The organism is Stutzerimonas chloritidismutans, from assembly GCF_051486945.1.
GTDB lineage: Bacteria > Pseudomonadota > Gammaproteobacteria > Pseudomonadales > Pseudomonadaceae > Stutzerimonas > Stutzerimonas chloritidismutans_B.
In genome coordinates this window covers 1,114,209-1,139,199 of record NZ_JAHVDX010000001.1, presented here as the reverse complement: position 1 = coordinate 1,139,199, position 24,991 = coordinate 1,114,209, and the positions used below count along the sequence as shown (strand labels likewise).

Here is a 24,991-nt window from a genome sequence, read left to right as displayed (position 1 = left end):
GGCTCCCGCTGGGAAACAGCTGAAGGTCATACGAAAACGCCCGACGCTGGCTTTACCATGCGGTCGGGCAGTCAATCCGAAGCGGTGTGACGCGCCGGTCAGGCTGCGCCGTCAGCGCATCCGAGCGTTAGAAGTCGACCGTCATGCCCACGACCAGACGGCGTCCGTCGAGCACAACCTCGTAGTCATCATTGGTCACTTCCTTGTTGGCCACGTTGTACACGCCTGCGGTCAGGTCGACATTTCGGGTCAGTTCATAAACTGCGCCGATGTCGACGAAGCCATAGCCCGGCGTTCCTTCGCTCATGCTGGTGCGGCTCAGGTAATCCGAGGTTCGGCTGCGGTAGTTGTACTGCGACCATAGGTTGAGCTTGTCCGTCAGGCGCCAGTCCAGGTTGGTGTTAAACATATGGCGGGGTTGCTTGTTGAGCGGCTCGCCCTTGAACTCACCGGTCTTCTGTTCCGAGTCGGTGAAGGTGTAGCTGCTCATCCAGGTCAGGTCGTTCGTGATGGCGTAATCGAGCGTTACCTCGACACCCTGAATGACAGCCTCGTCAATATTGCGGGTCGTGCTGAGGAAGTAATAGTTGTTGCCGCCGAAGTTACACGCGTAGTTGGCAACGTCGTTGTTGTTGGCGGCGTTAGGGCTTGTGCAGTAACGGTCTTCAGCGATTTTGTCCTTGTAAATCGTATGGAACAACATGACGCTGGTGCCCAGGCCGATCGACCTATCGTCGAACACGAAGCCGATTTCATAGCTGGTGCTGGTTTCAGGATCTAGGTCGGGGTTACCGATGCTCAGTGCCCGCGGCAGCGCCTGTCCGTTGGCGCCGACATTGAGCGAGCCGCCGCCGCCGGTACGCCCGCCGAAGCCTTCGGTAGCCTGGGTGAGGGAGGGCTGCTTGTAGCCGGTCGACACGCCGCCTTTCAGGGTCAGGGCGGGGGTCAGACTGTATACACCGTAAACGCGGGGGGACAGATAACCGCCGAAAAACTCGTCATCGTTGTAGCGCAACCCTGTGGTCACTGCGAAATCATCGGTGACGCCCCATTCCACTTCACCGTAAATGGCCGCCAGCCAGCGATCCGCCTCCCTTACGCCACCGGTGATTCCTTCGTTGTAGAGCACGTTCTGGCCGTTGACGAAACCCTCGTCTTTATATTGGCCGCCGAAGGTAAGGGTATGCGGACCCCAGAAATAGGTGCCTTGCGTGTTGAAGAGATTGACGGTCTCTTTCATCGATAGCTCCTGCACGCGCTCGGACACGTCGCGTTGGAGGTAGCTGTTGAGCAGAAGGTTGCCGTAATTGCCGTCGTGCGATAGCGTCCAGACCTCTTTTTCGAAACGGTTCGTCGACGCCTGACCCTCGAGCAGGGTGGTGGTGACGGGGGTGCTCTTGCCGGCGGTATGCCGGGATTTCTGCGTGACCTCGCGATAACCCAGCGTTATCCGGTCGGCGTCGGTTGGTGTCAGGAACAGGTCCGCCCCGAGGTTGCTTTCGCGAGCCTCCGGCTTGCTTTCGCCGGAGTTGAAGGATTCGCCGCCAACGTAATCGCTTTCGTACGTGTGCGTGTAGGCGCCGCTCAGCTGCAGTCCCATCAGACCGGGGATCAGCGCACCGCCGGCGAATAGCTCGGTGTGGTATTCGTCTTCGTTGTAATCGTTCTGGGAGAACATCTTCTGGGCCCGGACGGTGCCTGCCCATTCGCCGGACGACTTGCGGGTGATGATATTGATCACGCCGCCCATGGCTTCGGACCCATAGAGCGACGACATAGGCCCGCGGATGACTTCGATCCGCTCGATCATTGCCAGTGGCGGAAGCGCCAGTTGTTGCTTGCCGCCTGAGGTGCCGTTGGTCTGGGTCTGCCGACCGGCGGAAATCGGACGGCCATCGACCAGCACCAGCGTATATTCACTGCCCATACCGCGGATGGTGATCTCCTGCTGATTGCCCCCGCCGGACACGTAGACGCCTGGTACGTTTTTCATGGCGTCGATCACGCTTGTGTAGGACTGCTCCTCGAGCTGCTCGCGAGTGATGACCGAGATGCTCGCGGGCGCCTCGGCGATGTTCTGTTCGTAACCGGCAGCGGTCACCACCGTGGTGGGCTGCAACTTGATCGCGTCCTCGGCCTTAGCTGGCACGCTGACGTAAATCGTCAGCGCGATTGCACAAGCCAGCCGGGTCCGATTGAAAATCACCATTGCACCTGCCTCCATGAATAGCGTTACGCCAGTCCGAACCGGACGTAGCCGGGTAGGGCAGTTGCCCTGAGTGGCGCTAATGCTATTTATTCTCATTTGAGAGTAAAGCGCATTTACAATCTATACATTTCGAAGGCGGATGTTCATTCGCAGGCCGGGCTCGCCGTTTTCGGCCCAGATATCGCCGCTCTGCATCAACACCATGCTGCGAGCGATTGCCAGGCCCAAGCCGAAACCGTCGCCGCCGGGGCGGGCGGCGCTGAGTCGGGCAAAGGGATGGAAGATCACATCCAATTGTGCGGCGGGTACGCCGGGGCCCTGGTCGGCGATGCACAGGCGCCAGTAGCCCGGCTCAGGGTGTGCAGTCAGGCGCACAGAGCCGTCAGGCGGGGAGTAGCGGATGGCGTTGCGCAGGATGTTCTCCATGGCCTGGGCGAGTGCGTTGAGGTTCCCCAACACGCGGCAATGCTCCGGCACGTCAACGCGGATGCGCTCGCGCGGCCAGCCGGCCTCGAAGCAGGCGTTCTCGCTGATCACGTCCCAGAGCGCAGCCACCTCCACCGGCTCGCATTCGAAGCGTGGCTGCTCGCTGTCGAGCCAGGCGAATTCGAGGGTGCTATCGACCAGTTGCTGCATGCAGGTCACTTCGCGATCGGTACGCTGGCGCATTTCCTCGGCGCTCAGGTCGCTTTCGCAGGCCACGCGCAGCCGGCTGAGCGGGGTGCGTAGCTCGTGGGAAAGGTCGCGCAGAAGTTGTTGCTGTTGCGCGATGGTGTCGCGCAGCCGGCGCGTAAGGTATTCGAGCGATCGGCCCAGTTCGCCGAGCTCATCGTTGCGATCGGCAATCCCGGCTGGCAGCAGCGAGTCGAGCCGGTTGCCGCGCAGCGCATTGGCTTGCTGACGCAAGGCATCGAGCGGTGAGACCAGCAGGCGATAGAGCATCGCGCAGAACAGCACGGACAAGAGCACCGGCGCCAGGTAGACCGCGCCTGCCGTCAGCAACGCATGGTTGCGCCATGGCCGGAAGCGTTCCGGCAGCCGCATGATCAGCTGCGCATGGGTGCCTTCGATGGGAATGGAGATCAACGGCAGCCCCTGGTAACGCCGGCTCATCGGCCATTCGTAATGGCGGACGAACGTCAGCTGGCCGCGTTGAGCGTCGGTCAACGCCTGGCCGCCGAGCGGTTGCAGCTTCGCGTCCACGACCACCGCCCAACTCGCTTCGCGGGCCTCGACCTGCTCGCGCCAGCGCGCGAGTACCTGCGGGCCCTGCGCGAGCGCCGCGGCGGCCTCTTCCGCGTAGCCAGCGAGCACCTCCAGCGCCTCGGCCGATAGATAGGACGTGCTTCGGTCGATCTTGCGACTGACATAGCCACTGGCCCAGATCATCGCAAGGCAGAAACCGGCGACCAGCACCACCAGCCGCCAGAACAGGGAATGACGGTTGGGCATCAGCTGGCCGGCCGATCCAGCACGTAGCCCTTGCCCCAGACCGATTCGAGGTTCAGCGCGACCTGCTTGCGCGCCAGTTTGCGACGGATGTTGCTGATGTGCATATCCAGGCTGCGGTCATGTTGGGAGTAGCCCCGGCGCAACGCTTGCTGGTAGAGAAAGGGTTTGCTCAGCACCTCGCCGCTGGCTTCGTGCAGCACTTTCAATAGCCGAAACTCGGTCGCGGTCAACCCGATCCAGCGCCCCTCGTAGCGTAGGTCGCTGCGCGGATCGTCGAACCACACCAGGTCGTCGTTGGCAGCGGGGATCTGGTTGCGTGCGCTCCGCTCATAACTTACGCGGCGCAGGATCGCAGCGATACGAACCTGTAATTCTTCGAGGCTGAACGGCTTTGGAAGATAGTCGTCGGCCCCGCTATCGAAGCCTTGGATGCGGTTCGCTTCGTTGCCTAAGGCGGACATCATCAGAACAGGCGTGCACCGGTGTGCGCGCAGCCTGGTCAACAGCTCCATCCCGCTCACGCCGGGTAGCATGACATCGAGCAGGATCAGGTCATAGTCGGCCTCGCTGGCGAGCGCCAGCCCGGTGGTGCCGTCGTCGACCAGGGTTACGTTGAAGCCGTGCCCTTCCAATGCGGTCTTAAGATGATTGCCGAGAACGGGGTCGTCTTCGATCGCCAGGATCTGGCGAAGCGCCGGTGCGGACATTGGGAGAGGCCTGCAAATAAGAACGATTATAAAATGCGACCGCATGGCAATCGCAAGGCCCTTGCAGCGCCTGCGCAACCACCTTTCGCTCAATCAGGGCTCGACGAAGCACTGCCGGACGGTGCATCTTCGGCGTTTCGCCCTGTTACCTGGGTACTGCTGGAGGCCTTACATGCGCGCGTTTCCCTCGTTCCTGCTTCTGCTCACGCTTGCGGTTGGCAGCAGCCTCGCCAGGGCAGCGGGAGAGGAGACGCAGCTGGTCGAGTCGATCAACGCCTATCGCAGCGAGGTACAGCGTTGCGGCGAAGACTCGAGCGAGGAGCTGACACCGCTGGCCCTCGATGTGCGCCTGATCCTGCCTGCCACCGGGGCCGGTGACTTGCAGGGCGCGCTGGGGCGTGCCGGTTACCCGATGGTCAACGTCCAGGCGATCAGTCTGTCCGGCCCCCGTGACGCCCAGGCGGCGATGCAAGTCCTGCGGGAGAGTTTTTGCCGCGTCGTTCTCGATCCGCAGTTCGCCGATATCGGTGTCAGCCGCGAGGGACGCGACTGGCGCATCGTGCTGGCGCGCCCGCTGCTTGGCGCGCATCTGAAGGACGCACCGACCGAAGGCCAGATGCTGCTCGATGAACTCAACCGCGCGCGCGGCCAGGCGCGCCAGTGTGGCGGTGTGCCGTTTGCTGCCGCCGCGCCGCTGCGCTGGAATACCACCTTGGCCGACTTGTCCGAAACCCACAGCCGGGCGATGGCCAACGGCAATTTCTTCGGGCCACTCGACGAGGAGGGCCGCACGCCGGGCGACCGTGCAGAACTGGCCGGTTACGTTGGCGCCCGGGTGGGGCAGAACATCGCTGCCGCGCTGGATCGTTCCAGCGATGTCGTCGAAGGCTGGTTGGCCAGCCCCGGCCATTGCACCAACCTCATGAACCCCGCGTTCACCGAGCTCGGCGCGGCGTATGCGGTCGATCCTCAGAGCGATGCCGGCATCTACTGGACCGCCACATTCGGCGGCCACTAACCCTCGCTCCAGGCTGCACACCCCCGCACCACGCGTTTTCGCTCGTTGGATGGATTCTGTTGCGCAAAACCTTGCGCAAGATCACAACCCTGACAACGGACGCCAGGACGCTCCATGCAGCGGCTGATCAACTCGTTCATCCCTCCCGACACGCAGCGCCCTGGGCCCACCTCTCGCCTCGTTAGCCGGGCAATCCATCGTCGCAGTATCGGCGGCGCGTCAACCTTTCAACTCGCTATCCCGTACGTGTCGCGTACAGGCCGTCGAGTCGCGCACCGGCCACGGTGTGCCATCGAAGTCGGGCTTATAGCTGTGCCCGTCTTGCATGGGATCCGGTTTGCCTGGGCCCATGCAAAAGCACGGGAATCTCCCGTGCGGTAAGGAAGTACAGCCAATTAAAAATCATGGAGATTGCCTCATGTTCCAAATCAAACCGCTCGCTGCCGCCATCCTGACGCTGTTCGCTGCCCAGGCCTTCGCCGATCTCGACACCGCCAGGCAGATCCAGACCGGTGACAGCAATATCGCGACCGCCACCCAGAAAAACGGCCTGTACGGCACCAGCCGAAACGTTGCTGAGCAGTACCAGCATGGCGACAACGGCACGGTCGAGATCTACCAGGAGACTGATTCGTTTGCCAAAGCCGTGCAGACCCAGACCGACTCCTCCAGCTACAACACGCTGTATGCAAAGCAATTCGCTACGGCTGGTAGCTCGCTGTCCGAGCAAACCCAGACCAACGGCTCTGGCAACAACGCGAGCGTGTCGCAGCAGCATTCGACCAGCGTTGAGGCAACGCAGTACCAGAGCGGCAACAATAACCAGGCCAGCACCGACCAGTATGGCGAGACCGATAGCCTGGCGAGCACCTATCAGGTCGGCGACTGGAACACCGCGTTGGTTAAGCAGACCGGGGGCCAGGGCAACGAGGGTTATGTACAGCAGTACGGCAACTATAACGACGCAACCATTACCCAGACGAACGCCAGCGACTCGACCGCGTTTGCAATCCAGGTGGGTGATGGGAACGATCTGACCGCCACGCAAACCGGCTCGGCGAACACGCTGTACTTCACTCAAATGGGCAATGAAAACACGGGCGACTTCAGCCAGAACGGCAACGACAATGAAATCTGGGGCATGTCGGACGGGGACTTCCACAGTGTCGACGTCGCGCAGGTGGGTGATGCGCACGCGGCCGACGTCTTCCAGTTCGGCGGATCGAACAACTCGATCGACATCGACCAGGTCGGCAACGAGCAGTACGCGAGCGTCGTGCAGGAAGGGGGCTCCTACAACCAAGCCACCGTCATGCAGAACGACATGCAGGCGAACATGGCGTTCATCATGCAAAGCGGTAGCGGCAACCTGGCTACCGTGATGCAAAACCAGTAAACGAGCTACACCGGAACGCCCCGCCTCGAGAGAGTGCGGGGCGTTTTTATGTCTGGCCGAACGCTGAATGCGGCAGGGCGTCCTAATCTGTGAAAGGTGTATTCCACGCAACGAGGATCAGCCCATGACCGACCCCAACAATCCGCTCAAGGATGGCCTGACGCCCAAGGACTACGACGAATACGGCGACATGCCCCAGCAGGAGGGCAGCCAGAAGCCGAAACCCGAGGCCGAGCCCAAGGACGAACCCAACGCGGGCGAGAGCCCGCTCGGTTAAGTCACTCTAGTCCCTTCTCGGAGGCCTCTCTGGACATTCCCTGCCAGCCAGCCTAAAAAGGCGCCCTTGCAGGCTGACCGGCACGAACCTACGCACCGGTCACATATTCCAGAGGCAGGTATCCGTGAAAAAGAAAAAACCGGTGGACCCCATCCGCCAAGCGGAAAAGAACCGCGCCCATCGCATCGGCTGGCTTATCGCGCTGGCGGGGATCGTCGCCGGATTTGTATTAGTGGTGTTGAAACCCATGTGACGATCCGCTATCTGCCGCCGAATGGCTGCAAATAGCGGTGTCTAGGCTGCTGGTTGCGACAGGTCAGATGAGGCCTTTGCGGGCCGCTTCCGCCAGATTGGCTTTAGTCAAGTCACGCAGAAGCATGTCGCCCGACTCATTGAACGGCATCGCGAAGATCAGGAACAGATGCATCCAGGTCGTCAGCGTTTCCTGCTGCTCTACACTTCCGAGCTTCTTGCCGGCGCCGTCGCGAAAGGTCATGTCCATGATCAGCTTGTTATCGAACGTGCCAGGCACCAGGAAGAACGTCGCCCCAGTCAAGAAGGCCAGCCCAAGGCTGCCCGTCTCCTGATTCCTCAGCGTCACGGTGACGTAAACATCCGACTGCTCCTGCTCGGTCGTAACCCGTGAGAAGCGTGCGCTGTCGGTAAACGTTTGTGAAATGAGCGTCTCCAGCAACGCCATGTTCGGCGTGCTGGCCTTGGGCGTCCCGTTCAACGAATACTGGGTTTGCACCTTGATGAACGCTGTTGGCTTGGACTCTATCGGCTCGGCCGGTGGCCAAGGCGTGACTTCAGGCAATGAGTGATGTGAATACGTCATACAGCCCTGCAGAGCCAAGGTGGTCAGCAAGGTCAGTAGTGATAAAAGTTTGGTCATACGAAACGTCCTTGTTAGTGCGCCAGCTGTTCAGTGCCGTCTTTGAGTAAGTCTTCAATCAGTTGCGTTAGCTGACGAGCGCCGAGCGACGTATTGAAATAATCGGCATCCCATAGGCCAGTGTTCTGATTCAGCTGCAGCGTCTTTTGAGAAAGAGCCAGTTGCTTGCCAGCGGCATCCTTGATCGTCAGGTTGGCTGCCAGGTCGTATTTGTCGACGTAGATAGGGCCGTTCACCCAAATCCATACCGTTAGGGTCAGAAGCGCGCCTGGGAAGTAGCCCGGATGCGGGGTGCGCTTGCCCTTGAGCGATGTGAATTCGAATTGCAGCTCGACATCGCTCTCTCCTAGTTTCGCCGGGAACGTAATGACTCGCTCGAAGTACTCACCGCGCTCAACATGCCGCGCAATCTGCGTGGTGAGGGTATTGCTGATATTGCGACGCTGGTTTTCATCTAGTTTCGGGTCGGTAACGGCAACTTCCTTCACCAGGGCGCCCGCTGGAATCGAGTTCTCGACGATGTGTTCGGGTAGGCCGATTGGCCCTGTGGGGGTGAATGCCACACAGCCGGTCAGCGCCAGGCTCAGAAACCCGGCGGCGAGGAGTTTGGAGAGGGACATGCAGACTTCCTTGATTTCTACGATAAGCGATGGCGTGCCGTGGACAGTCGCAGGCGCTCGTACGAGCGGCGATTCGCCGTCCTTGGGCGCGGCGGAGTCTAGCGTCACATCGCCATCATTCGTAGCGCGGGCCCTGAACTATTCGGTACTGGTTCGCATTGTTGGCTGCGCTACTGACCAACGGCGTTGTCTAGCTGCGGGGCTGGGACGGCCGCGTTAGAGCTGTTGGCCTGTGGTGCGGTTGGCTATGAATGCCGGGGAGTTCGCCTAGCCGGAAAGATTGCAGCGGTTCACATTTCCAACCTCAAGCCCCGGCGCATTAAACCTGTGCAAGGTTCGAGAAAGCTCCGTACCGTCAAATGGCCAGCCCTTGGCGCCTTCAGGCGTCATTAGGGGCATCCCGCCCGGGCGGGGTGCTCTTGTTTCCATTAGAAAGGATGTCCCCTTGATCAAGAAAACGATCCGCGTGCTGCTGCTCGGCTGCAGCTTGCTGAGTACGACCTGTTGGGCCGAGATGGCACCGCTCGAATTGATGAACATGGCCGGCCTGCAGCGCACCCTGGGCCAGATCGTTGCCAAGAACTACCTGATGATCGGCTCCGGCGTGAAGGTCGATGAAGCAAGCAAGCAGTTCGCCTCGAGCCTTGCGCTGTTCGAGGATCACCATGCCACGCTCAAGGCAGCGGCGCCGAACGATGCCATCCGCACCGCGCTGGCCCAGGTTGAGCGCACCTGGACGGACTACCGGACGCTGGTTGGCGAAACGCCGCAAAAGAGCCAAGCGCCGGCTGTGCTGGCGAAAGCGGAGGAGTTGGTTCGGCAGACGCAGGAAGTGACCGACCTGTTTGAGCAGCACAACGGTGACGAAGCCTCGCACGCCATCAACCGCAGCGGCTGGAACCGCGTCCTGACGCAGCGGACCGCGATGTTCTACATGGCCCGTGCATGGGGTGTCGATGATCCGACGCTGGATGAGCGCTTCTCTGCATCGGTCAAGGAGTTTGGCGTGGTCATGGCCGAACTGCAGGCTGCCGGGGCACCCAACGCAGAAATCGCCGAAGCACTGCGCAAAACCGACGCCCGCTGGAAGTTCGCGAGCAAAGCCTTTAGCTCCAAGGATTTCGTTCCGACGATCGTCGCAGTCAACGCCGAGTCGATGTTCCGCCAGCTCAACGAGATGACTCGCCTCTACGCCGGCCTGCGCGAATACGCGCTGTAGTCGAGTAGCCCGAAGCCCGCCGTCACACCGGCGGGCTTGCAGCAATCACCGGCTAACGCTTCAAGCGCGGAGCTGCTCGCCCACCGCCGCTTTGTCGATCACCGACCAGACCTCTCTGATGCGTCCATCTTCGAACCGGTAGAACACGTTCTCGCCGAAGCGGACCCGCCGACCCGCGACCGCATGGCCGAACAGGTTGCCCACGGGCGTGCAATCGAACCACAGGCGGCACGCCACATGGGGCGGTTCTGTGAGCAGCACCTGCGGATCGAAATGCAGGTCTGGAATGGCGCGGAAATCCGCTTCGAGCATGGCGCGGTAGCCGTCCAGCCCGATCCGTTGCCCGTTGTAGTGCACCTCGTCATGGACGAACCGGCCGAGGTCGCTCCAGTGCTGGGCGTTCAGGCAGGCGAGGTAGCCGCGGTACAGGGCTGCTAGTTCAAACGTGGTCATCGCGGTGCTCCGTAGGGGTTCGCCGTTCAGGCTAGCGGCTAAAAGCCGTGACGCTACCCAAGAAGCCTGTCGTTCAGCGCCGCCTATCGCGACGATAGGAAAATTTCATATTTATCCAAACGGCCGGGTTTCATGGCCCACAAAGCCGCGCGAGCCCGCTGATCCCGGGGGATACGGCTGCGCCGAGGTGGGCTTCAAGGCGTCTCGGTGCCCAAGGGTGCTTCTGTTCAGTCACGCTCGGAATGCTACGGTTTGTAGAGCGGTGCCTGACCGCACTTACAACAATCACGTGAGGAACCGAAGATGAATGATGAGTCTGGATCAAACGCGGGTGGTGGCTGCCCCTTCGGTCATGGCGACGGCGCGCCACGCAAACGCCCATCCAACCGGGACTGGTGGCCTGAGTCGCTCAGCCTGACGTCGCTGAACCAGCACTCGCCGCGCTCGAACCCCTATGGGGGTGACTTCGACTACGCCGCCGAATTCAAGACGCTCGATCTCGACGCTGTGATCGCCGACCTGCACAAAGTGATGACCGATTCGCAGGATTGGTGGCCGGCCGACTTCGGCCATTACGGCGGCCTGTTCATCCGCATGGCCTGGCACAGCGCCGGGACCTATCGCATCACTGACGGCCGCGGCGGTGCGGGCGGCGGCCAGCAGCGCTTCGCCCCGCTCAACAGCTGGCCTGACAACGCTGCGCTGGACAAGGCCCGGCGGTTGCTCTGGCCGATCAAGCAGAAGTACGGGCGCAAGCTGTCCTGGGCGGACCTGTTCGTCCTCACCGGCAACGTCGCGCTCGAGTCCATGGGCTTTAAGACGTTCGGCTTCGGCGGCGGCCGCGCCGACACCTGGGAACCGGAAGAGCTTTACTGGGGGCCGGAAGGCACCTGGCTCGGCGATGAGCGTTACAGCGGCGAGCGGCAGTTGCATCCGGGCCTTGGCGCCGTGCAGATGGGCCTGATCTACGTGAACCCTGAAGGCCCCAACGGCAAGCCCGACCCGAAGGCCGCGGCCATCGATATCCGCGAAACCTTTGCGCGCATGGCGATGAATGACTATGAGACCGTGGCGCTGATCGCGGGCGGCCATACCTTCGGCAAGACCCACGGCGCGGGCGACCCATCGTTTATGGGGCCGGAGCCGGAAGGCGCGCTGATCGAGGATCAGGGCCTGGGCTGGCGCAGCAAGTTCGAGACGGGGGTCGGCCCACACGCCATCACCTCGGGCCTGGAAGTGATCTGGAGCCAGACCCCGGTCAAATGGTCCAACTACTTCTTCGAGAACCTGTTCAATTTCGAATGGGAGCTGACCAAGAGCCCGGCGGGCGCGCATCAGTGGGTCGCCAAGGACGCCCCGGAAATCATTCCCGACCCCTTCGATCCGAACAAGAAGCGCAAGCCGACCATGCTCACGACAGATCTGTCGCTGCGCTTCGACCCGATCTACGAGCCGATCTCACGTCGCTTCCTCGAGAACCCGGAGGAATTCGCCGACGCCTTTGCCCGCGCCTGGTTCAAGCTGACCCACCGCGACATGGGCCCAATCGCACGCTACCTCGGCCCTCTGGTACCGAAAGAGCAGTTGATCTGGCAGGACCCCATCCCCGAGTGCGATCACCCGCTGATCGACGATGCGGACATCGCGTCGCTCAAGCAAAAGCTGCTGGGCATGGGCTTCTCGGTCTCCGACCTGGTGTCGGTGGCCTGGGCATCGGCCTCCACCTACCGCGGCTCCGATAAGCGTGGCGGGGCGAATGGCGCGCGTATCCGCTTCGCGCCGCAGAAGGATTGGGAGATCAACAACCCGCCGTTGCTGGCCAAGGTGCTGGAGAAGCTCGGCCAGATTCAGAGCGACTTCAACGGCTCGGCCAGTGGTGGCAAGAAAGTCTCCATGGCAGACCTGATCGTATTGGCCGGCTGCGCCGCCATCGAGAAGGCCGCAATGGAAGGTGGGGTCGAGGTGAAAGTGCCGTTTACACCGGGGCGCATGGACGCCGAAGAGAAGTGGACCGACATCGAGTCGTTCGAGGCGCTGCGGCCGGCTGCCGATGGCTTCCGCAACTACTACCACGACTCCAACTTCATGGCGCCCGAGGAAGCGCTGGTCGACAAGGCCCACCTGTTGCGTCTGAGTGCGCCGGAAATGACCGTGCTGGTCGGCGGCATGCGCGTGCTGGGCACCAATGCAGGTGGCAGCCAGGACGGCGTGTTCACCCAGCGCGTCGGCACGCTGTCGAACGATTTCTTCGTCAACCTGCTGGACATGAAGAACGAGTGGACAGCCACCGAGCACAAGAACCGCTTCCAGTGCCTGGACCGTAAGTCCCGCCAGCCCAGCTGGACGGCGACACGCGTCGATCTGATCTTCGGCTCGCAATCGGAACTGCGTGCCCAGGCCGAGGTGTACGGCATGACCGATGGCAACGAGAAGTTCGTCCATGACTTCGTCAAAGCCTGGGATAAAGTGATGAACGCGGACCGGATGGACATCGGCAAACCCGCCGATCAGTTCAGCCAGAAGCTGTCGGCGTAAGGCTGCGGCGGCGCCTCTTGGGGCGCCGCCTGCCTCTTTCAGCGTCATGCGAGGCTGCAATGGCTGGCGTGGCGTCCTCCCCTGATCGCGGCGCTTGGCGCGACTCTTCTGTGCAGCGCTGGCCGCAGCGCCTAAGCCCGTCAGGGAATCAATTTGTCTTCGCGCAACCGGGCAAACACCTTGAAGAACGCCTCGTCACTGGCCTGGTAATCCAGAAAGCCGAGCTTGCGGCTTTTCGACATATCGGTGACCACTTCAATGGGGCGCCCCAGGTCGGCATCGGTGTGCCAGGGCGAGATGAGCGTGGCGATGTCCGCTTCGGCCAGCCCGAAGCGCTGCGCGATGTCGGCCCATATCGGCGCATCGTCCGCCATCTGCTGTTCCAGCGGGGCGGGTGCGTCGAACGGCGCTGCCTCGATGCCGAACCAGTCGGCGATGCGCGACCACATCCATTTCCAGCGAAACACATCGCCGTTGACGATATTGAATGCCTGGTTGGCCGCCGCCGGGGTGGTGGAGGCCCAGCGCAGGTGGCGCGCGAGTTGGTCGGCGTCGGTCATATCGGTCAGGCTGTTCCACTGCACCTCGGAGCCGGGGAAGCGGAAAGGCCGACCGGTGAACCGGCAAATGGAGGCGTACACCGCCAAGGTCGTGGCCATGTTCATTGCATTGCCCACGGCGACACCTGTGACGGTATGCGGGCGGTGGACGCTCCAGTTGAAGCCGTCGCGCGCCGCTGCCGCAAACACTTCGTCTTCCTGCGCGTAATAGAAGTTGTCGACGTCCAGCCGGCCCTGCTCCTCGCGGAACGGCGTCTGCGGCAGCGAGCCCTTGCCGTAGGCCTCGAACGGGCCAAGGTAATGCTTGAGGCCCGTCACCAGCGCGACATGGCGCACCGAGCCCGAAGGGCGGACAGCATCGAGCACGTTGCGGATCATTTGCGCGTTGACGCGGATGTTCTCCGCTTCGCTGGCCTGGCGAGACCAGGTCGTGAGAAAGACATGCGTCGGAGAAACGCTGCTCAGCGCTGCAGTCAGCGCGGCCGGGTCGAGCAGGTCCGCGCTGATCGGCGTGATGCCCAGCCCGGTACTAGGGCGGCGCGCGAGCCCCGCCACGGCCCAGCCCTCACTGACCAGCAGGCGAGACACCGCGCTGCCAACGATACCGCTCGCCCCGACCACCAATGCTTGATTTGCCATCTTCGAACCCCCACAAAACGAAACTGGCCTGCACCTTACCCACTCGAAAAAGCCGATCCAAGTCGGCACCAAATGGTGACCATTCCCCATGCAACCGGGCTCTGACGAAAAACAATGGCAGGAAGACTGCGCGCCGAGACGGGTGCTGGAACTCTTCTCCACCAAGTGGACGAGCATGATCCTGCACACCCTCCATGCGCGCCACGACGGCACGGCACGCAGCGGCGCACTGCACCGAAGCCTGCCCGGCATCTCCAAGAAAATGCTGATGCAGACGCTTCGCGAGCTAGAAGAGAGTGGCCTGATCGAGCGCCACACACTCGAGTCAGTCCCTCCGGCGGTGAGCTACGCGCTTTCGCCGCTGGGTCAGTTGATGGTCGAGCCTATCGAGATGATCTACGAATGGGCGAGGCAGCACTCGGGCGCGCTGGATGAGTTGCAGCCAAGACGAACGTCGCGGCGGCGTTAGATTGCGCTGGCGATTCGCGCGTGCAGCCAGTACCCGAATCGGCCAGCCCGCGTAGGGTGCAGGCGCGGATGCTGCAGTCCCGCTCGGGTGGGTTTCGATGTCTCGATCCTCAAAGCAGGGGGCGATCGGGGGGCTGTGTCCATGTTCGGTTGCAACGCCCGGCGACACGCCTGTGTACGCAGGGGACGGCTACGGCCAGGTTCGAAAGGGCAAACGAGCCCTGCTGATCGTGACCACCGTCGGCTGCTCCGAACGGCAGCGCTGGTATCAACGGGTCTGTGTCGTTTTCAAGGCCGGCGGCGCCTCGAACTCTACCAACGAAATATTGGCAGCCGCTGGTCTGTGAGGGCTCATGCCGGGATATGATGCGCGCCCCCCAAACCCGGCCACTTCAGGTCACCATGCCCGGCATTCACCTCTATACCGACCTGTCGGGTTATTACGACCTGATGTGCGCGGATATCGATTACAGCGCACAGAGCGGCTGCATCCATCGGCTTCAACAACTGTTCGGTAACGGCGGCCGCAGGCACTTGGACCTTGCGTGCGGAACGGGCCCGCACGTGCGGCATTTCATCGATGCGGGCTATGAAAGTGCTGGGCTCGATATCAACCAGCCCATGCTCGACAGGGCCACGATTCGCTGCCCGGAAGCGCGTTTTTCCCTGCAGGACATGTGTGGCTTCAGCGTGGATCGGCCCGTCGATCTGATTACCTGCTTCCTTTACTCAATCCACTACAGCGCGGGTATCGAGCGGCTGAAGCGCTGTATCGCCAGCGTTCATGCGGCCTTGGCTGATGGCGGCGTTTTCTGCTTCAACGCGGTCGACAAACAGGCCATCGACAATCGCTCATTCGTTTCTCACCGCGCCGACCATGCCGATGGCCTGTTCAGCTTCAGCTCCGGTTGGCACTACCCCGGCACTGGCGAACAACAATGGCTCAAGCTGCGCATCGAGCGAACGCTTGCCGATCAAAGCCAGGTTTGGAGCGACGAGCACCCCATGGTGGCCGTGAGCTTCGCGGAGCTAGGCGCATTGCTGGCCCCGTATTTCGAAGTACACATGCTCGAGCACGACTACACCCGGATCGTCCCGTGGAACGGGGTTTCGGGTAACGCGATATTCGCGTGCGTGAAAATCTAAGCAGCGTGCTGTCTCGCGCCGCGCGGGCAGCAAATTGGATGTTGGCGGGCGCGGGCGCGTTGACGCCCCGTCAGTGCAAGCGACTGGCGCCCGAATGCGTCTGGACGAGATGCTCGGCCTGCCGAGTCAGTTCATCGAGCAGGCGGTCGCGGTCTTTTTCTGCATCGCTCAGCGCCTCGGCGCCCTGTTGCTTCACGAGATAGGTATGGATCTGTCGCACCTCCTGCGACTGGAAGATCGGCTGCAAATCCTGGATCGCTAGCGCGCCATCCGAGGCTTGGTTGCGCGTACTCATCACCACCTGCGGGCCGCGCGCGACCAGCGGCATGAAGCCGAGCGCCTCGAAGTACGGCACCTTGGCTGCTACGCAGGCAACCTCCGCATGGGGAAAACGCGACACCATGTCCACGACCATTGCCTTACCGATGCCTTGGCCACGATGGCTGCTCTTCACCGCCAGATAGATGAGCGAGCTCGCTTCCGGGTCGTCCACATAGGGCAGATACAGCGCAAAGCCGAGTAGCGTGGCGGGATCATCCCCATCCAGCGCCAGGATCAGTTCGGGCTTGCCGGCCTGGGCACCGTCCATGCTGTCCAGGTAACGATGCACTTCTAAACCGACCACGTATTGATAGAGCGGGTACAGCGGATTGCTGGGCGGCAGCGATACGGCGCTGATGTCGCTGAGGTAATCCACCACCATCTGCAGCACCTGGCTCTTGAGCGATTCCGGTGGCGGGGTGTTCAGGTGGGTGAGGGTGAACATCGGGGTGCTCCGGGCCGGCTGCAAAACCGGCATTGTACTGGGCAAGGCGATCCGTGCCAGGCGAGCGCGTTCGATGCGCGCCAGGGTAGGCACGCGCCGTGCTACCCGTCGTGCGGTTCCGGTTAGGCATTGCTGGAAGGATCGCAGGGCAGTAGTGTGGCCCCCGGCCATCATTGGTGGTCAGACCCCAGCCTGAATCGGGGCAGCCGACTCCGGTGGCTAGGAATGCCAACTACACAAGGACTCGTACATGAACGCCGCCTCTCTAACTTCAATCAAAACGACGCTGTTGGCCGTGCTGGCTGTGACCCTGGTCGGTTGCGTCACCAACCGCTCGGTCGTCGATGTATCCGTCCCGGCACTGGCGGCCGCGACTGGGCAAAAAGTGGTTATCACGACGCTCGACGAGCGGACTTTCGAGGCCAAGCCACGCAGTGCTGATATCCCGTCCCTCAAAGGCGGCGAGATCAACGACACCTCAATCACCGAACGCGCCTATGCCCGCAAGCGGAATGGTTACGGCAAGGCATTGGGCGACGTCGTGTTGCCGTCCGGCCGTACCGTCAGCCAGTTGGTGGGTACTGCCGTAGCCAATGCCTATACGCAGGCCGGTTACCAAGTCGTGGATGGGCAAGTTGCTGACGCCCGTCACGTCAAGGTGCACGTCAAGGAGTTCTGGACCTGGTTCTCGCCAGGCTTCGCTTATGTCGCCGTCAACAACAAAGCCAACCTGGTCATCGAGACGAACGGCCAAGCGCCGATGGAAATCTCGACTGAAGTGGAAGACGGCATGCAGTTCGTGACCGACAGCGATTGGGCCAAGGTAACCAGGCAAGGCCTGAACGAAGTAACCGCGGCTGTTGCCAAGAAACTCGAAGCAGGCAAGTAACCGTTAAACGCAAGCCTATACGTCGGTAGGTGACGTATAGGCTTGCCTAAGCCGACGCCGAATCCGGCTAGGCTGAAATCTCCGCGGTTGAACCGGCGTCAACTGGGTTCCCGCTGACGCTGAGGCTGGCCCGCAGGAGCGGCCTTCAGTGCCGCTTGAAGCTCGCTCACCAACGCATCCACCTCCCGCAACGCCTGCTCCACTGACGCAGCCAGCACCTCGCCTCCGGTTTCCTGCCCTTCGATTGCGATCTGATGGATGCGGGTAATGCCGATGAAGTTGAGCGCCGTCACCAGGTTCGGCTCCAGGTGGTTCATGTGTGCCATCTCCCCGCCAGGGCCGAAACCGATGCCGCCCCGGGCGCTGAGGATGACGGCATGCCGCGGCCTGTCCTCCAATAGGGGTACGTAGGGATCCGGGAGCCGGCTTTCGTCCATTCCTACCGTACGACCCAAGCGCACGATCTGGTCGATCCACGCCTTGAGCGCCGCGGGCATGCCGAAGTTGTACAGCGGCGTACCGATGACCAGTACGTCGGCCGCGAGCAATTCGTCGACCAGCTCGTCGCTTTCGGCCAGTGCGTCTTTCATCCAGGGTTCGTGGCGCTCTGGCGGGGTAAAGGCCGAGGCGATCCAGTCGTGGTTGATGAAAGAGGGCGGGTTCTGACCAATGTCCCGATAGGTCACGCTGTCCTGCGCGCGGTGGGCCAGCCACCCACTGATGAAGCGGTGCGTGAGGTGGCGACTGTGCGAGCCATGCTCGTCCTTGCCGGCGACGCCGGGGCGGGCGCTGGCGTCGAGGTGCAGTAGGTGCGTCATGACGGGTCTCCTCTGTGACTGAATTCATCTGTGTTCGCGTTGAATTCAGGCTATGGCTAGGCTGTGTGGGCGACAAACGACCATTTCTTCCCGTTACGCATGAGGAAAACTCAGCCATGGCGCATCGCTGGTTACCTTCGTTATCCGCCCTGCGCGCGTTCGAAGCGGCCGCACGGCACGAGAGCGCAAAGCTGGCGGCTGAGGAGCTGCACGTCACCGCCACGGCGATCAGCCACCAAGTTCGCTCGCTGGAGGAGTCGCTCGGCGTCTCATTGTTCGTGCGCAAACCCCGCAAGCTGGAACTGACCGCTGGGGGCCGTGAACTCCAACAGACGCTGGAAACGGCGTTCGACAGCATCAGCACCACGGTCGAACGCCTCAGCGCCGCGCCGTGCCGGCAAGCCATCACGCTCAGCACCACACCGGCCATCGCCGTGCGCTGGCTGGTGCCTTGGGTGTGCCTGCTGTTGGAATCGCACCCCGATATCGACCTGCGCTTTCACACCTCGCACGAACCGGTCGCGCTGGATGGCGTTACGGCCGACATCGCCATCCGCTATGGCGACGGCCGCTGGCCCGGGCTTGTAGCCGAGAAGCTGATCGACAACACCTTCGTCCCGATCTGCAGCCCGTTGCTAGGCCTGCACGACGCCAACGACCTGCCCAGCCATCCTCTCATTCACTTCCAGGCACGGGGCGCCACCTCAGCGCCGATTCATTGGGCATCGTGGCAAAAGCTCGCCAAGGTGCCAGAGCTGGACGTCAGCGCCGGGCTGGTCTTCTCCGACGAAACCCATGCCATCTCGGCTGCGATTGGTGCGCAGGGCGTGGCCCTGATGAGCCGTCAGCTGATCGAGGATGAATTGAGGGCAGGGCGGCTGGTGCAGCCCTTCGGGCCGGAGATGGAGGGCAAGCCGTTTCATCTCGTTTATCCCGAGAGTCGGAAGGATGACCCGGCAGTGCAGGCGGTGAGGGAGTGGGTGATGAAGGTGCCGGGTGGGTTGTGTGAGGTGACGGGCTGATACAGGCAATGTCGAGTCTATCGGGCAGGTTCCTTTTGGTTATCGCCCGGATGGCCGGCCCCCGTCATCAATTTCCAGTGAGCTTTAGCAGGCCAACCGCAAGACACAGCCATGCCATGCCGACACATGCCAGCTTGGTCGATAGGGTCATAAGGCGGCGCAGCGGAGGGGGGAAGTTGCTAACGTCGTTGGCATCAAGCACCCCTTTTCGAACATTGAAATCCGAAAGAAGTAAGGCTCCGCTTAGCGACCCGACCAGATAGAAACGGGAAGTAAAGTTTCTTGTTCCCAAGATGTGCTGCTGCTTAGCCCACGCACTGTTTGGAAGAGCTGACAGCATGATGTTGAAGTGGCGACTACAAGCGATGTAGACACCAATCGCTACGCCAGATAACCCAATAACGAAGGGTGTCAGCATAAAAGCGAATGCCCACCACGAATTCCAAAAGTCAGTCATGGTTTAGTTTGCTCATATAGAAACTCTCCCATCCACTCCCCACCATCACCCCCAATTGATCCACCAGCAGCCGAAGCGCCGCCAACCACAACCAAGCCACAAATCATCCCGCCAATACCTGCAGAGCCCATGCCGATTGCTGCACAGATGGCCGGCGCGGCGGCGCTTCCAATCCAGACGCCGACAGATCCACCACCCAGCGCTCCAGCAAAACTCCCTGTCTCCGTAAATCGAATCTTCTGACACGCCTGGGTTTCGCCAGCCTGACAGACCTCTTGAACTTTCAAGACAGAGGCCGTACCACCTAGGGCAATACCTATATAGCTGCCGTTCTTGAGGTACTTCGCCGCCTTGGCAATTTCATTCATGTGGGTCGCGTATCCGGGTATCTGGCCTGGCGCGCCGCCTTTGCTCCAATGGTGCACCAAGCTACGAGTGGAAATACCAAGATCCTGGCGCAGGGTTGGGTAGTTACCCAGGCCCAGTTGCTTGCCAAGAAATGTCGCCTTCAGCTGACTGTCGAGCTGGCGGTACAGCTGTTGACGGGACGTGAAGAATTGCTGGCTGCGCAGATGACCATGCGCTGCGAACTCGCGCTGATGAAGGTATTCGATATCGCGCAGCGTGTTCTCGATTTGCTTCAAGCCGTTCCCAAGCACGTCGGTGCCGAGCCCCAGCGACCCGCTTGCGCCGCCGACCATCAAAGCGATTTCGGCTTGATGGTCGGCCATGAAATTGGCTTCGTTCTCGCTCAATGGCTCCAGAGCCGCGCGCACCTCAGCGGCGGCAGCCATCAGGTCAGCTTCTTCGCGTGAACAAGCGGCTGGATTGATCAGGTTGCCGAGGACGAACATTTTTCCGGCTTTGAAGCCTTTCGCAAAGGTCGGATTTAGCGCCTTGATGCGATTGACCAGGTGTTTGTGCGGCGCGTCGGCGAACAGCCTGGCAAGCACCTGCTCGCCGGACATGCTGCGCGGCACCCTGTAGAAGCCGGGCGGAAGGGCCTCGGGAAGCTTGAGCAAATCGGGCGGCGGCCAATCCGATTGTTCTGGAGCGGCTTCGATCTTTTGCTCCCAGGCGGCAAAGGAGGCGCCGCCGTTGCCTGGCTTGATCTTCGGCATCTCAGCCTGGCGGCCCCAGCCATGATCAGGCAGCCAGCTTGAATCGCGGCTGCCGGTGCTGTCAGGCTTCCAGCCGGTGTCCAGATCCCACCCCTGATCGACTGGGTAGGCCGTGTCTTTGAGGGTGTCCGTCCCCATGAAAATCTTCCCTGTGCTGTTGAACCGGGCCGCAGTCTATCTGTTTGATGGCCTTGGCTAACCAGCCCTTGTTCACGGAACTTGGGCTTAAGCACTGTCGAGGGCTGTTAGATTTCGAATCGCGGCCTGCCAGCATCACTAGCGTTTCGTTCGGCACGGCGGAAAATGAGCGGGTTGGGGGTTAGAGCGTAGGGTGGAAAACGGCGAAGCCTTTTCCACGCGTTATCTCCAGACTACCCCGCTGCCGGTGTTACGGTCCCTTGGGTATTGCTTACCAAGTCCTTTCCTTTGCCCCGGTTACGCATGCCTGGACGTCTTCGTCGATCACGTTGCCCGGCTTTAGGCATTCATTGATGGGCCTAAGCGCTGTACCAGCGGCCGGTTTAGCGCGCTGCTTGAGGGCTGACCTTGCACCTTCGGCCAAGAGCCCATCACCGCCTGCCATGAACTCAAGCATCGTTTCGGTATACACACCCGCAGCACGCTTGGTCAGTGGTGCCATGGCTTCGCCCAGTTGCGTGGCGACCGGCTTGTCGTCTTGCGCGTGCGCGGGCACAGAAAGTGCCAGCAAGAGCAGAATGTAACGACCAGTCATGCTGGCATCTCGTTTCGTGTGGTCTTGCACTTCGGGTATTGCGAGCAGCCCCAGAACGAGTTGCCGACGTTGCTCCCTCGTTTTGCTACGCGCTGAACCATTGGTGCTTGGCAAGCAGGGCAGGAGGGTGCTGTTGCATGAAGCGTTTGCGCCTGCGATTCGGGTGATGCCACCGCTGGCTGACAGGGTGCTGGGCTGGCTGTTGAATGAGGCTTTCGCCGAGCCGCATTTGCTCGGCTTTGGCGAATCATGTCGTTCAGCTCTGGGCCTTCGATCAGATGCAGATTCTTGCCTCGCGCGAAGAGCTTTGCGTCTTCGGTAAACCGGCCGGAAATCACCACGAAGCCGCCATTCGCGCCTTCGGCAGCCATTACCCCGAAGAGCTCGCGCACTACGTTGACCTGCACCAACTGGCGCCGCCATTGCTTGCATTGCACCAGATGCTTTTCCCCGTCCTTCAGCAGCACTAGATCGATACCGCCATCAGCCCCACCTTGGCCAGTCTCCTGAACGGTAAAGCCTTTACGCCGGAAGGCTTCACCGACTAGCAACTCAAACTCGCGCCAGCTGATGGATTCGAGTGCGTTTGCGCTGCTTGCTACGGAGTCAAAAAGCTTCTTGCGGCGCAAGCGACCGAAGATCGACGCGATGGCTCCGACTACCAGCGCAGCAGAGACGAAGTACTGCGCCGGTACTGCCAATCCGCGCAGCATCATGCCGGACATCTGTCCGCCTAGGTCGGCGGGGTTGGCTGGTGTCGGGATTGGTGATGTTGCGATGCTGTTGAGCCACAGATACGCAATCAGCGCCATCGGCAGGCTAACCCACCAGGGCAACAGCGCGGCGAGATCGATCAGGTCTTCGAAAGGGGATTGCTTGCGGCGGCGTGCCATATCGCGTCCTTGTGATGGCTAAATGCTTTCGCCAGGCAATGTGCCGACAGAAAGTGGGATCGGCAAGGGGTTTGTGCGCTTGGGTGACAGTCGGTTGGTTTACGCCAATATAGGGTGGAAACGGCAAAGCCTTTTCCAAGCGATTGCGGTTCGCCTCCCTTATTCAGCCGGATCCCGTCAATTCGCCACACCACTCTCGGGGATATACGCCGGCCCTGACGGCCCGATGAAAGCTGGAGTAGGGCCAGTCAGAGACGCGGGTGACCCATCCATGCTTCAGTGGGTTGAGGTGAACATAGTCAACGTGATGCCGGTAATCGCGCTCGTCACGAATCAGATGCTCCCAATAACGCCGTTGCCAGATCCCTCGCTCGCCACGGGATCGTTGCGTTGCCGTCAGCACCTCGGTTTTTGGCAACCGCCTAGCAAATGAGAACTTGATGACCTTCCAGCGCAGCGCAAAATCTGCATCGTCGTCGGGTAGCGTCCAGACGCAATGCATGTGGTCAGGCAAGACGACCCAGGCATCGATATGAAAGGGGTGTCGTTCCCTGGTGGCCCGCACCGTCTTGCGGAGAAGGTCGATGTGACGGACAAGAAGATCGCTTCTGCGGTTACGCAGATTGACCGTGAAGAAATAGGTCGCACCCGGCACCTGGGCACGGCGGTATCGAGACATGCGGCTCATCCTTGAGCGTCGTGTTGGCAGGAGGTCCATATTCGGTGGATAAGCAAAGCGTTATCCACCCTACGCCATCTCACCCGCCCACACCGCCGACGCATCGACGTTACCGGAGGTAGGGTGGAAAACGGCGAAGCCTTTTTCACACGTTATGCCCAGGCTACCTCGCTACCTCGCTACCTCGCTACCTCGCTACCTCGCTACCTCGCTAAGAGCTCGGGAAAGATCACTTCCGAAACTTCTCATATTAAAATTGTTCTTGGTTTTAATTTTTTCGCTATACATTGATGTGTATTCAAGGGTAAGCATTAAGTCGTGCTGGCTTAGAAACTTGGATGCTTCTAGTAAGCAGCGTGAGGATTCCACTGACGATAGTTTTATTAGTGGGATCTCTTTGTCTGCAGGGATGATTGAGCCTTGGGGTATCCAAGACTTAGAGAAGCATAGGTCATCTATATCTATGGATTTGAGTGCGTGCTCCCATATGTCTTTAGAAAGTGAGTGAGTAGTTCCGTCTATGCTTATGGTGGCTTTGTTTAGTATTGCGGGGCCCAGGCCGTAATTCGAAATGTATATTCCGTTTCGTTTGCCGGGCCCTTCAAGATAAGGAGTGCTTTGTAAGTACGGCCTTACTGACAGGCGATTGTGTTCTCGTGATGCATAACCTTGCCATACAGAGATGGTTAGAGCTAAGACTGAGATACTAATTGTCGCAATTGTACCTATTTTATTCATTTGTTACCTTTTGTGCCGATGCGAGGGGCGGGGTGAGGATTCGGCTTACTTCACATCTGTTTACTCGCATTTGGCTAGTATCCTTGCTGTTTTTTTATGTGAGCGCACAGGCCGTCAAGATCTGGGAATATAGTTGAGTTGTTAATTCCATACTTTGTCAAATTCTTTAGAAAAAAGGATTTTTGATTGCTTGGAATTATTAATTTTAAGATCTTTGGTTCGTCTATTTCCTGGCAGCAGTCTGGGTGGATCGTGAATGCTCCAGATTGAGCTGTGATTCTTTTCGAACCGTGCGCTGGAAGAAACTCAACAGGTTTGGTTAGCTTCTGTATGTTGATTTTTTCTTCTCTTTTGTATTCCCTGGCTTCGTAAAGGTAAACGGCTCCGTCGCGCTCTGGAAATTCTCTTACGGCAAAGAAGCACGCAACAAGAGGGCTGAAAGTGCAATCAAGAAGCCGCGTGGGAAGGCCGTGATGCTGAGCAAGTGTCAGCCATTGGATATCATTGTCGGGCTGCTTTTCGAGATGAGGCCGAGAGTGCGCTTTGAAGACCCACATCATCTTATCTTCTCGGGCTTTATGCCCAGTAGTTTCATGTCTGAATAAAGAAGGTAGTAGTTTGAAATTTCTGTCGGGAACGCCTCGGAATAGGTCGTTAGGGTCTGACGTACTAACCCGCTCTAGAAAATCACCAATGCTGGAAACTATAACTTCATTCTTTGTGGCAGTTAGGTAGGCGTCAGCAAATATCTCTGCCTCCAATAAAGCACCATACAGATCCCGGCACTGAGATCTATATACTTTCTCCGCCTCTTTGTACTGTTCGTACGAGCTGCTAGTCAGGAGGTCTTGTACGGTGCCTGGCCTGCTAGATCTTCTTAATTGGGGGTTTTTGGGGAGCGTGCGGAGTAAAGCGAACTCACTCTGTAGAAGCTGTAGCTCTGCCTGTGTGTTTACGAGAATTTCGGCGGAATCTAAGAAGTCGTCTAGCTCGTTCGCAACTTGGCTGAAAAGTGGCTTGTCTGAAAGGAATTCATCCGTGATGCCATGCTTGGTGATTGCGCGTTCTTGCACATTGCTTGATGGATTCACGTAGCAGTGAAAATGTTTTCCTGTAAGTTCCCGGCTACTGATTTCTATAGCGCCAATTTCGACAAGACGATCTTCGTTTCCTTGCAGTAAGCCAGTGGAGTTAGCGCAAATGAATACTTGTCTCATATGTGCAGTCTCAAAAAAGCCCCGCTTAGCGGGGCTTATGTCCTTTCCTTGGCGGCGCTCGAAT

General features: G+C 60.1%; 25 protein-coding genes. 10 read left to right on the top strand and 15 right to left on the bottom strand.

Translation table 11 applies throughout. The annotated features are described in order from the left end of the window. Positions 1 to 127: 127 nt before the first annotated feature. The 3 genes from KXR72_RS05130 to KXR72_RS05120 all read right to left on the bottom strand — a co-directional run bounded on the left by KXR72_RS05130 (position 128) and on the right by KXR72_RS05120 (position 4,368). Entirely contained in the window at positions 128 to 2,209 is a 2,082-nt protein-coding gene (locus KXR72_RS05130) for a TonB-dependent receptor domain-containing protein (protein WP_437420001.1), read from the bottom strand. Between the two features lie 120 nt (positions 2,210 to 2,329). After that, on the bottom strand, positions 2,330 to 3,661 hold the full coding sequence (locus tag KXR72_RS05125) for a histidine kinase sensor domain-containing protein (RefSeq protein WP_437420000.1): 1,332 nt from the start codon (positions 3,659 to 3,661) through the stop codon (positions 2,330 to 2,332). Continuing rightward, the gene (locus tag KXR72_RS05120; RefSeq protein ID WP_437419999.1) at positions 3,661 to 4,368 is read right to left on the bottom strand and encodes a response regulator transcription factor; all 708 of its coding nucleotides are present in this window, start codon (positions 4,366 to 4,368) and stop codon (positions 3,661 to 3,663) included. Before KXR72_RS05120 ends, KXR72_RS05125 begins: the two co-directional genes overlap by 1 nt. Before the next feature lie 172 nt (positions 4,369 to 4,540). Between KXR72_RS05120 and KXR72_RS05115 the strand changes: the two genes are divergently transcribed. The 4 genes from KXR72_RS05115 to KXR72_RS05100 all read left to right on the top strand — a co-directional run bounded on the left by KXR72_RS05115 (position 4,541) and on the right by KXR72_RS05100 (position 7,312). After that, a complete protein-coding gene (locus KXR72_RS05115) occupies positions 4,541 to 5,386 on the top strand; it encodes a CAP domain-containing protein (protein WP_437419998.1) in 846 nt (281 codons plus the stop codon). Between the two features lie 418 nt (positions 5,387 to 5,804). Continuing rightward, positions 5,805 to 6,782, top strand: coding sequence for a hypothetical protein (locus KXR72_RS05110; protein ID WP_437419997.1), 978 nt, complete (start codon positions 5,805 to 5,807; stop codon positions 6,780 to 6,782). Positions 6,783 to 6,906: 124 nt separating this feature from the next. Next, a complete protein-coding gene (locus tag KXR72_RS05105; RefSeq protein WP_437419996.1) occupies positions 6,907 to 7,059 on the top strand; it encodes a hypothetical protein in 153 nt (50 codons plus the stop codon). A 124-nt stretch (positions 7,060 to 7,183) separates the two neighbouring features. Then, entirely contained in the window at positions 7,184 to 7,312 is a 129-nt protein-coding gene (locus KXR72_RS05100; protein WP_437419995.1) for a hypothetical protein, read from the top strand. Positions 7,313 to 7,375: 63 nt separating this feature from the next. Here KXR72_RS05100 and KXR72_RS05095 read toward each other — a convergent pair whose 3' ends face one another. Then, complete coding sequence (locus KXR72_RS05095) at positions 7,376 to 7,954, bottom strand: hypothetical protein (protein WP_437419994.1); 579 nt, start codon at positions 7,952 to 7,954, stop codon at positions 7,376 to 7,378. 14 nt (positions 7,955 to 7,968) lie between these two features. Beyond that, a complete protein-coding gene (locus KXR72_RS05090) occupies positions 7,969 to 8,574 on the bottom strand; it encodes a hypothetical protein (protein WP_437419993.1) in 606 nt (201 codons plus the stop codon). A 445-nt stretch (positions 8,575 to 9,019) separates the two neighbouring features. Between KXR72_RS05090 and KXR72_RS05085 the strand changes: the two genes are divergently transcribed. After that, positions 9,020 to 9,793 (top strand): type IV pili methyl-accepting chemotaxis transducer N-terminal domain-containing protein, encoded by a 774-nt coding sequence (locus KXR72_RS05085; protein WP_437419992.1) that lies wholly within the window; start codon positions 9,020 to 9,022, stop codon positions 9,791 to 9,793. A gap of 60 nt (positions 9,794 to 9,853) precedes the next feature. On the opposite strand, the gene KXR72_RS05080 is transcribed toward KXR72_RS05085, so the two are convergent. Further along, positions 9,854 to 10,246: an ester cyclase gene (locus KXR72_RS05080; protein ID WP_437419991.1), complete on the bottom strand. Its 393-nt coding sequence runs from the start codon at positions 10,244 to 10,246 to the stop codon at positions 9,854 to 9,856. Positions 10,247 to 10,549: 303 nt separating this feature from the next. Here KXR72_RS05080 and katG point away from each other — a divergent pair, with 303 nt between their 5' ends. Next, positions 10,550 to 12,781: a catalase/peroxidase HPI gene (gene katG / locus KXR72_RS05075; RefSeq protein WP_437419990.1), complete on the top strand. Its 2,232-nt coding sequence runs from the start codon at positions 10,550 to 10,552 to the stop codon at positions 12,779 to 12,781. Between the two features lie 140 nt (positions 12,782 to 12,921). Here katG and KXR72_RS05070 read toward each other — a convergent pair whose 3' ends face one another. Beyond that, the gene (locus tag KXR72_RS05070) at positions 12,922 to 13,980 is read right to left on the bottom strand and encodes an SDR family oxidoreductase (RefSeq protein ID WP_437419989.1); all 1,059 of its coding nucleotides are present in this window, start codon (positions 13,978 to 13,980) and stop codon (positions 12,922 to 12,924) included. A gap of 88 nt (positions 13,981 to 14,068) precedes the next feature. On the opposite strand from KXR72_RS05070, the gene KXR72_RS05065 reads away from it, so the two are divergent. Together KXR72_RS05065 and KXR72_RS05060 are read left to right on the top strand one after the other, a co-directional pair. Continuing rightward, positions 14,069 to 14,449 (top strand): winged helix-turn-helix transcriptional regulator, encoded by a 381-nt coding sequence (locus tag KXR72_RS05065; protein ID WP_437419988.1) that lies wholly within the window; start codon positions 14,069 to 14,071, stop codon positions 14,447 to 14,449. Between the two features lie 401 nt (positions 14,450 to 14,850). After that, positions 14,851 to 15,594 (top strand): class I SAM-dependent DNA methyltransferase, encoded by a 744-nt coding sequence (locus tag KXR72_RS05060; protein ID WP_437420381.1) that lies wholly within the window; start codon positions 14,851 to 14,853, stop codon positions 15,592 to 15,594. A gap of 70 nt (positions 15,595 to 15,664) precedes the next feature. Here the strand turns inward: KXR72_RS05060 and KXR72_RS05055 are convergent, their stop codons facing one another. Next, positions 15,665 to 16,360, bottom strand: coding sequence for a GNAT family N-acetyltransferase (locus KXR72_RS05055; protein WP_437419987.1), 696 nt, complete (start codon positions 16,358 to 16,360; stop codon positions 15,665 to 15,667). Between the two features lie 250 nt (positions 16,361 to 16,610). On the opposite strand from KXR72_RS05055, the gene KXR72_RS05050 reads away from it, so the two are divergent. After that, on the top strand, positions 16,611 to 17,249 hold the full coding sequence (locus KXR72_RS05050; RefSeq protein WP_437419986.1) for a flagellar biosynthesis protein: 639 nt from the start codon (positions 16,611 to 16,613) through the stop codon (positions 17,247 to 17,249). A gap of 98 nt (positions 17,250 to 17,347) precedes the next feature. On the opposite strand, the gene KXR72_RS05045 is transcribed toward KXR72_RS05050, so the two are convergent. Continuing rightward, a complete protein-coding gene (locus KXR72_RS05045) occupies positions 17,348 to 18,067 on the bottom strand; it encodes an FMN-dependent NADH-azoreductase (protein ID WP_437419985.1) in 720 nt (239 codons plus the stop codon). 116 nt (positions 18,068 to 18,183) lie between these two features. Here KXR72_RS05045 and KXR72_RS05040 point away from each other — a divergent pair, with 116 nt between their 5' ends. Next, positions 18,184 to 19,089, top strand: a complete 906-nt coding sequence (locus KXR72_RS05040) for a LysR substrate-binding domain-containing protein (protein ID WP_437419984.1) — start codon at positions 18,184 to 18,186, stop codon at positions 19,087 to 19,089. A 67-nt stretch (positions 19,090 to 19,156) separates the two neighbouring features. Here the strand turns inward: KXR72_RS05040 and KXR72_RS05035 are convergent, their stop codons facing one another. From KXR72_RS05035 to KXR72_RS05010, 6 genes are all read right to left on the bottom strand, one after another. Beyond that, entirely contained in the window at positions 19,157 to 19,546 is a 390-nt protein-coding gene (locus tag KXR72_RS05035; RefSeq protein WP_437419983.1) for a hypothetical protein, read from the bottom strand. Beyond that, complete coding sequence (locus tag KXR72_RS05030; RefSeq protein ID WP_437419982.1) at positions 19,543 to 20,805, bottom strand: hypothetical protein; 1,263 nt, start codon at positions 20,803 to 20,805, stop codon at positions 19,543 to 19,545. The genes KXR72_RS05035 and KXR72_RS05030 overlap by 4 nt, the downstream gene beginning before the upstream one ends. Positions 20,806 to 21,076: 271 nt before the next feature. Then, the gene (locus tag KXR72_RS05025; RefSeq protein WP_437419981.1) at positions 21,077 to 21,400 is read right to left on the bottom strand and encodes a hypothetical protein; all 324 of its coding nucleotides are present in this window, start codon (positions 21,398 to 21,400) and stop codon (positions 21,077 to 21,079) included. Continuing rightward, positions 21,397 to 22,293 carry a restriction endonuclease gene (locus KXR72_RS05020; RefSeq protein ID WP_437419980.1) on the bottom strand — a complete coding sequence of 299 codons (897 nt, stop codon included), beginning with the start codon at positions 22,291 to 22,293 and terminating at the stop codon, positions 21,397 to 21,399. The genes KXR72_RS05025 and KXR72_RS05020 overlap by 4 nt, the downstream gene beginning before the upstream one ends. 163 nt (positions 22,294 to 22,456) lie before the next feature. Continuing rightward, positions 22,457 to 22,972, bottom strand: coding sequence for an REP-associated tyrosine transposase (locus tag KXR72_RS05015; RefSeq protein ID WP_437419979.1), 516 nt, complete (start codon positions 22,970 to 22,972; stop codon positions 22,457 to 22,459). Positions 22,973 to 23,784: 812 nt separating this feature from the next. Next, the gene (locus KXR72_RS05010; RefSeq protein ID WP_437419978.1) at positions 23,785 to 24,927 is read right to left on the bottom strand and encodes an FRG domain-containing protein; all 1,143 of its coding nucleotides are present in this window, start codon (positions 24,925 to 24,927) and stop codon (positions 23,785 to 23,787) included. Positions 24,928 to 24,991 lie beyond the last annotated feature (64 nt).

Excerpts from the sequence above, each read along its gene's own strand:
- KXR72_RS05105 (WP_437419996.1), top strand. The coding sequence starts at position 6,907 with ATGACCGACCCCAACAATCCGCTCAAGGATGGCCTGACGCCCAAGGAC.
- KXR72_RS05045 (WP_437419985.1), bottom strand. The coding sequence starts at position 18,067 with ATGACGCACCTACTGCACCTCGACGCCAGCGCCCGCCCCGGCGTCGCC.
- KXR72_RS05130 (WP_437420001.1), bottom strand. The coding sequence starts at position 2,209 with ATGGTGATTTTCAATCGGACCCGGCTGGCTTGTGCAATCGCGCTGACG.
- KXR72_RS05030 (WP_437419982.1), bottom strand. The coding sequence starts at position 20,805 with ATGGGGACGGACACCCTCAAAGACACGGCCTACCCAGTCGATCAGGGG.
- KXR72_RS05120 (WP_437419999.1), bottom strand. The coding sequence starts at position 4,368 with ATGTCCGCACCGGCGCTTCGCCAGATCCTGGCGATCGAAGACGACCCC.
- KXR72_RS05035 (WP_437419983.1), bottom strand. The coding sequence starts at position 19,546 with ATGACTGACTTTTGGAATTCGTGGTGGGCATTCGCTTTTATGCTGACA.
- KXR72_RS05110 (WP_437419997.1), top strand. The coding sequence starts at position 5,805 with ATGTTCCAAATCAAACCGCTCGCTGCCGCCATCCTGACGCTGTTCGCT.
- KXR72_RS05055 (WP_437419987.1), bottom strand. The coding sequence starts at position 16,360 with ATGTTCACCCTCACCCACCTGAACACCCCGCCACCGGAATCGCTCAAG.
- KXR72_RS05020 (WP_437419980.1), bottom strand. The coding sequence starts at position 22,293 with ATGGCACGCCGCCGCAAGCAATCCCCTTTCGAAGACCTGATCGATCTC.
- KXR72_RS05125 (WP_437420000.1), bottom strand. The coding sequence starts at position 3,661 with ATGCCCAACCGTCATTCCCTGTTCTGGCGGCTGGTGGTGCTGGTCGCC.
- katG (WP_437419990.1), top strand. The coding sequence starts at position 10,550 with ATGAATGATGAGTCTGGATCAAACGCGGGTGGTGGCTGCCCCTTCGGT.
- KXR72_RS05040 (WP_437419984.1), top strand. The coding sequence starts at position 18,184 with ATGGCGCATCGCTGGTTACCTTCGTTATCCGCCCTGCGCGCGTTCGAA.
- KXR72_RS05060 (WP_437420381.1), top strand. The coding sequence starts at position 14,851 with ATGCCCGGCATTCACCTCTATACCGACCTGTCGGGTTATTACGACCTG.
- KXR72_RS05090 (WP_437419993.1), bottom strand. The coding sequence starts at position 8,574 with ATGTCCCTCTCCAAACTCCTCGCCGCCGGGTTTCTGAGCCTGGCGCTG.
- KXR72_RS05050 (WP_437419986.1), top strand. The coding sequence starts at position 16,611 with ATGAACGCCGCCTCTCTAACTTCAATCAAAACGACGCTGTTGGCCGTG.
- KXR72_RS05095 (WP_437419994.1), bottom strand. The coding sequence starts at position 7,954 with ATGACCAAACTTTTATCACTACTGACCTTGCTGACCACCTTGGCTCTG.
- KXR72_RS05065 (WP_437419988.1), top strand. The coding sequence starts at position 14,069 with ATGCAACCGGGCTCTGACGAAAAACAATGGCAGGAAGACTGCGCGCCG.
- KXR72_RS05025 (WP_437419981.1), bottom strand. The coding sequence starts at position 21,400 with ATGACTGGTCGTTACATTCTGCTCTTGCTGGCACTTTCTGTGCCCGCG.
- KXR72_RS05080 (WP_437419991.1), bottom strand. The coding sequence starts at position 10,246 with ATGACCACGTTTGAACTAGCAGCCCTGTACCGCGGCTACCTCGCCTGC.
- KXR72_RS05015 (WP_437419979.1), bottom strand. The coding sequence starts at position 22,972 with ATGTCTCGATACCGCCGTGCCCAGGTGCCGGGTGCGACCTATTTCTTC.
- KXR72_RS05115 (WP_437419998.1), top strand. The coding sequence starts at position 4,541 with ATGCGCGCGTTTCCCTCGTTCCTGCTTCTGCTCACGCTTGCGGTTGGC.
- KXR72_RS05070 (WP_437419989.1), bottom strand. The coding sequence starts at position 13,980 with ATGGCAAATCAAGCATTGGTGGTCGGGGCGAGCGGTATCGTTGGCAGC.
- KXR72_RS05010 (WP_437419978.1), bottom strand. The coding sequence starts at position 24,927 with ATGAGACAAGTATTCATTTGCGCTAACTCCACTGGCTTACTGCAAGGA.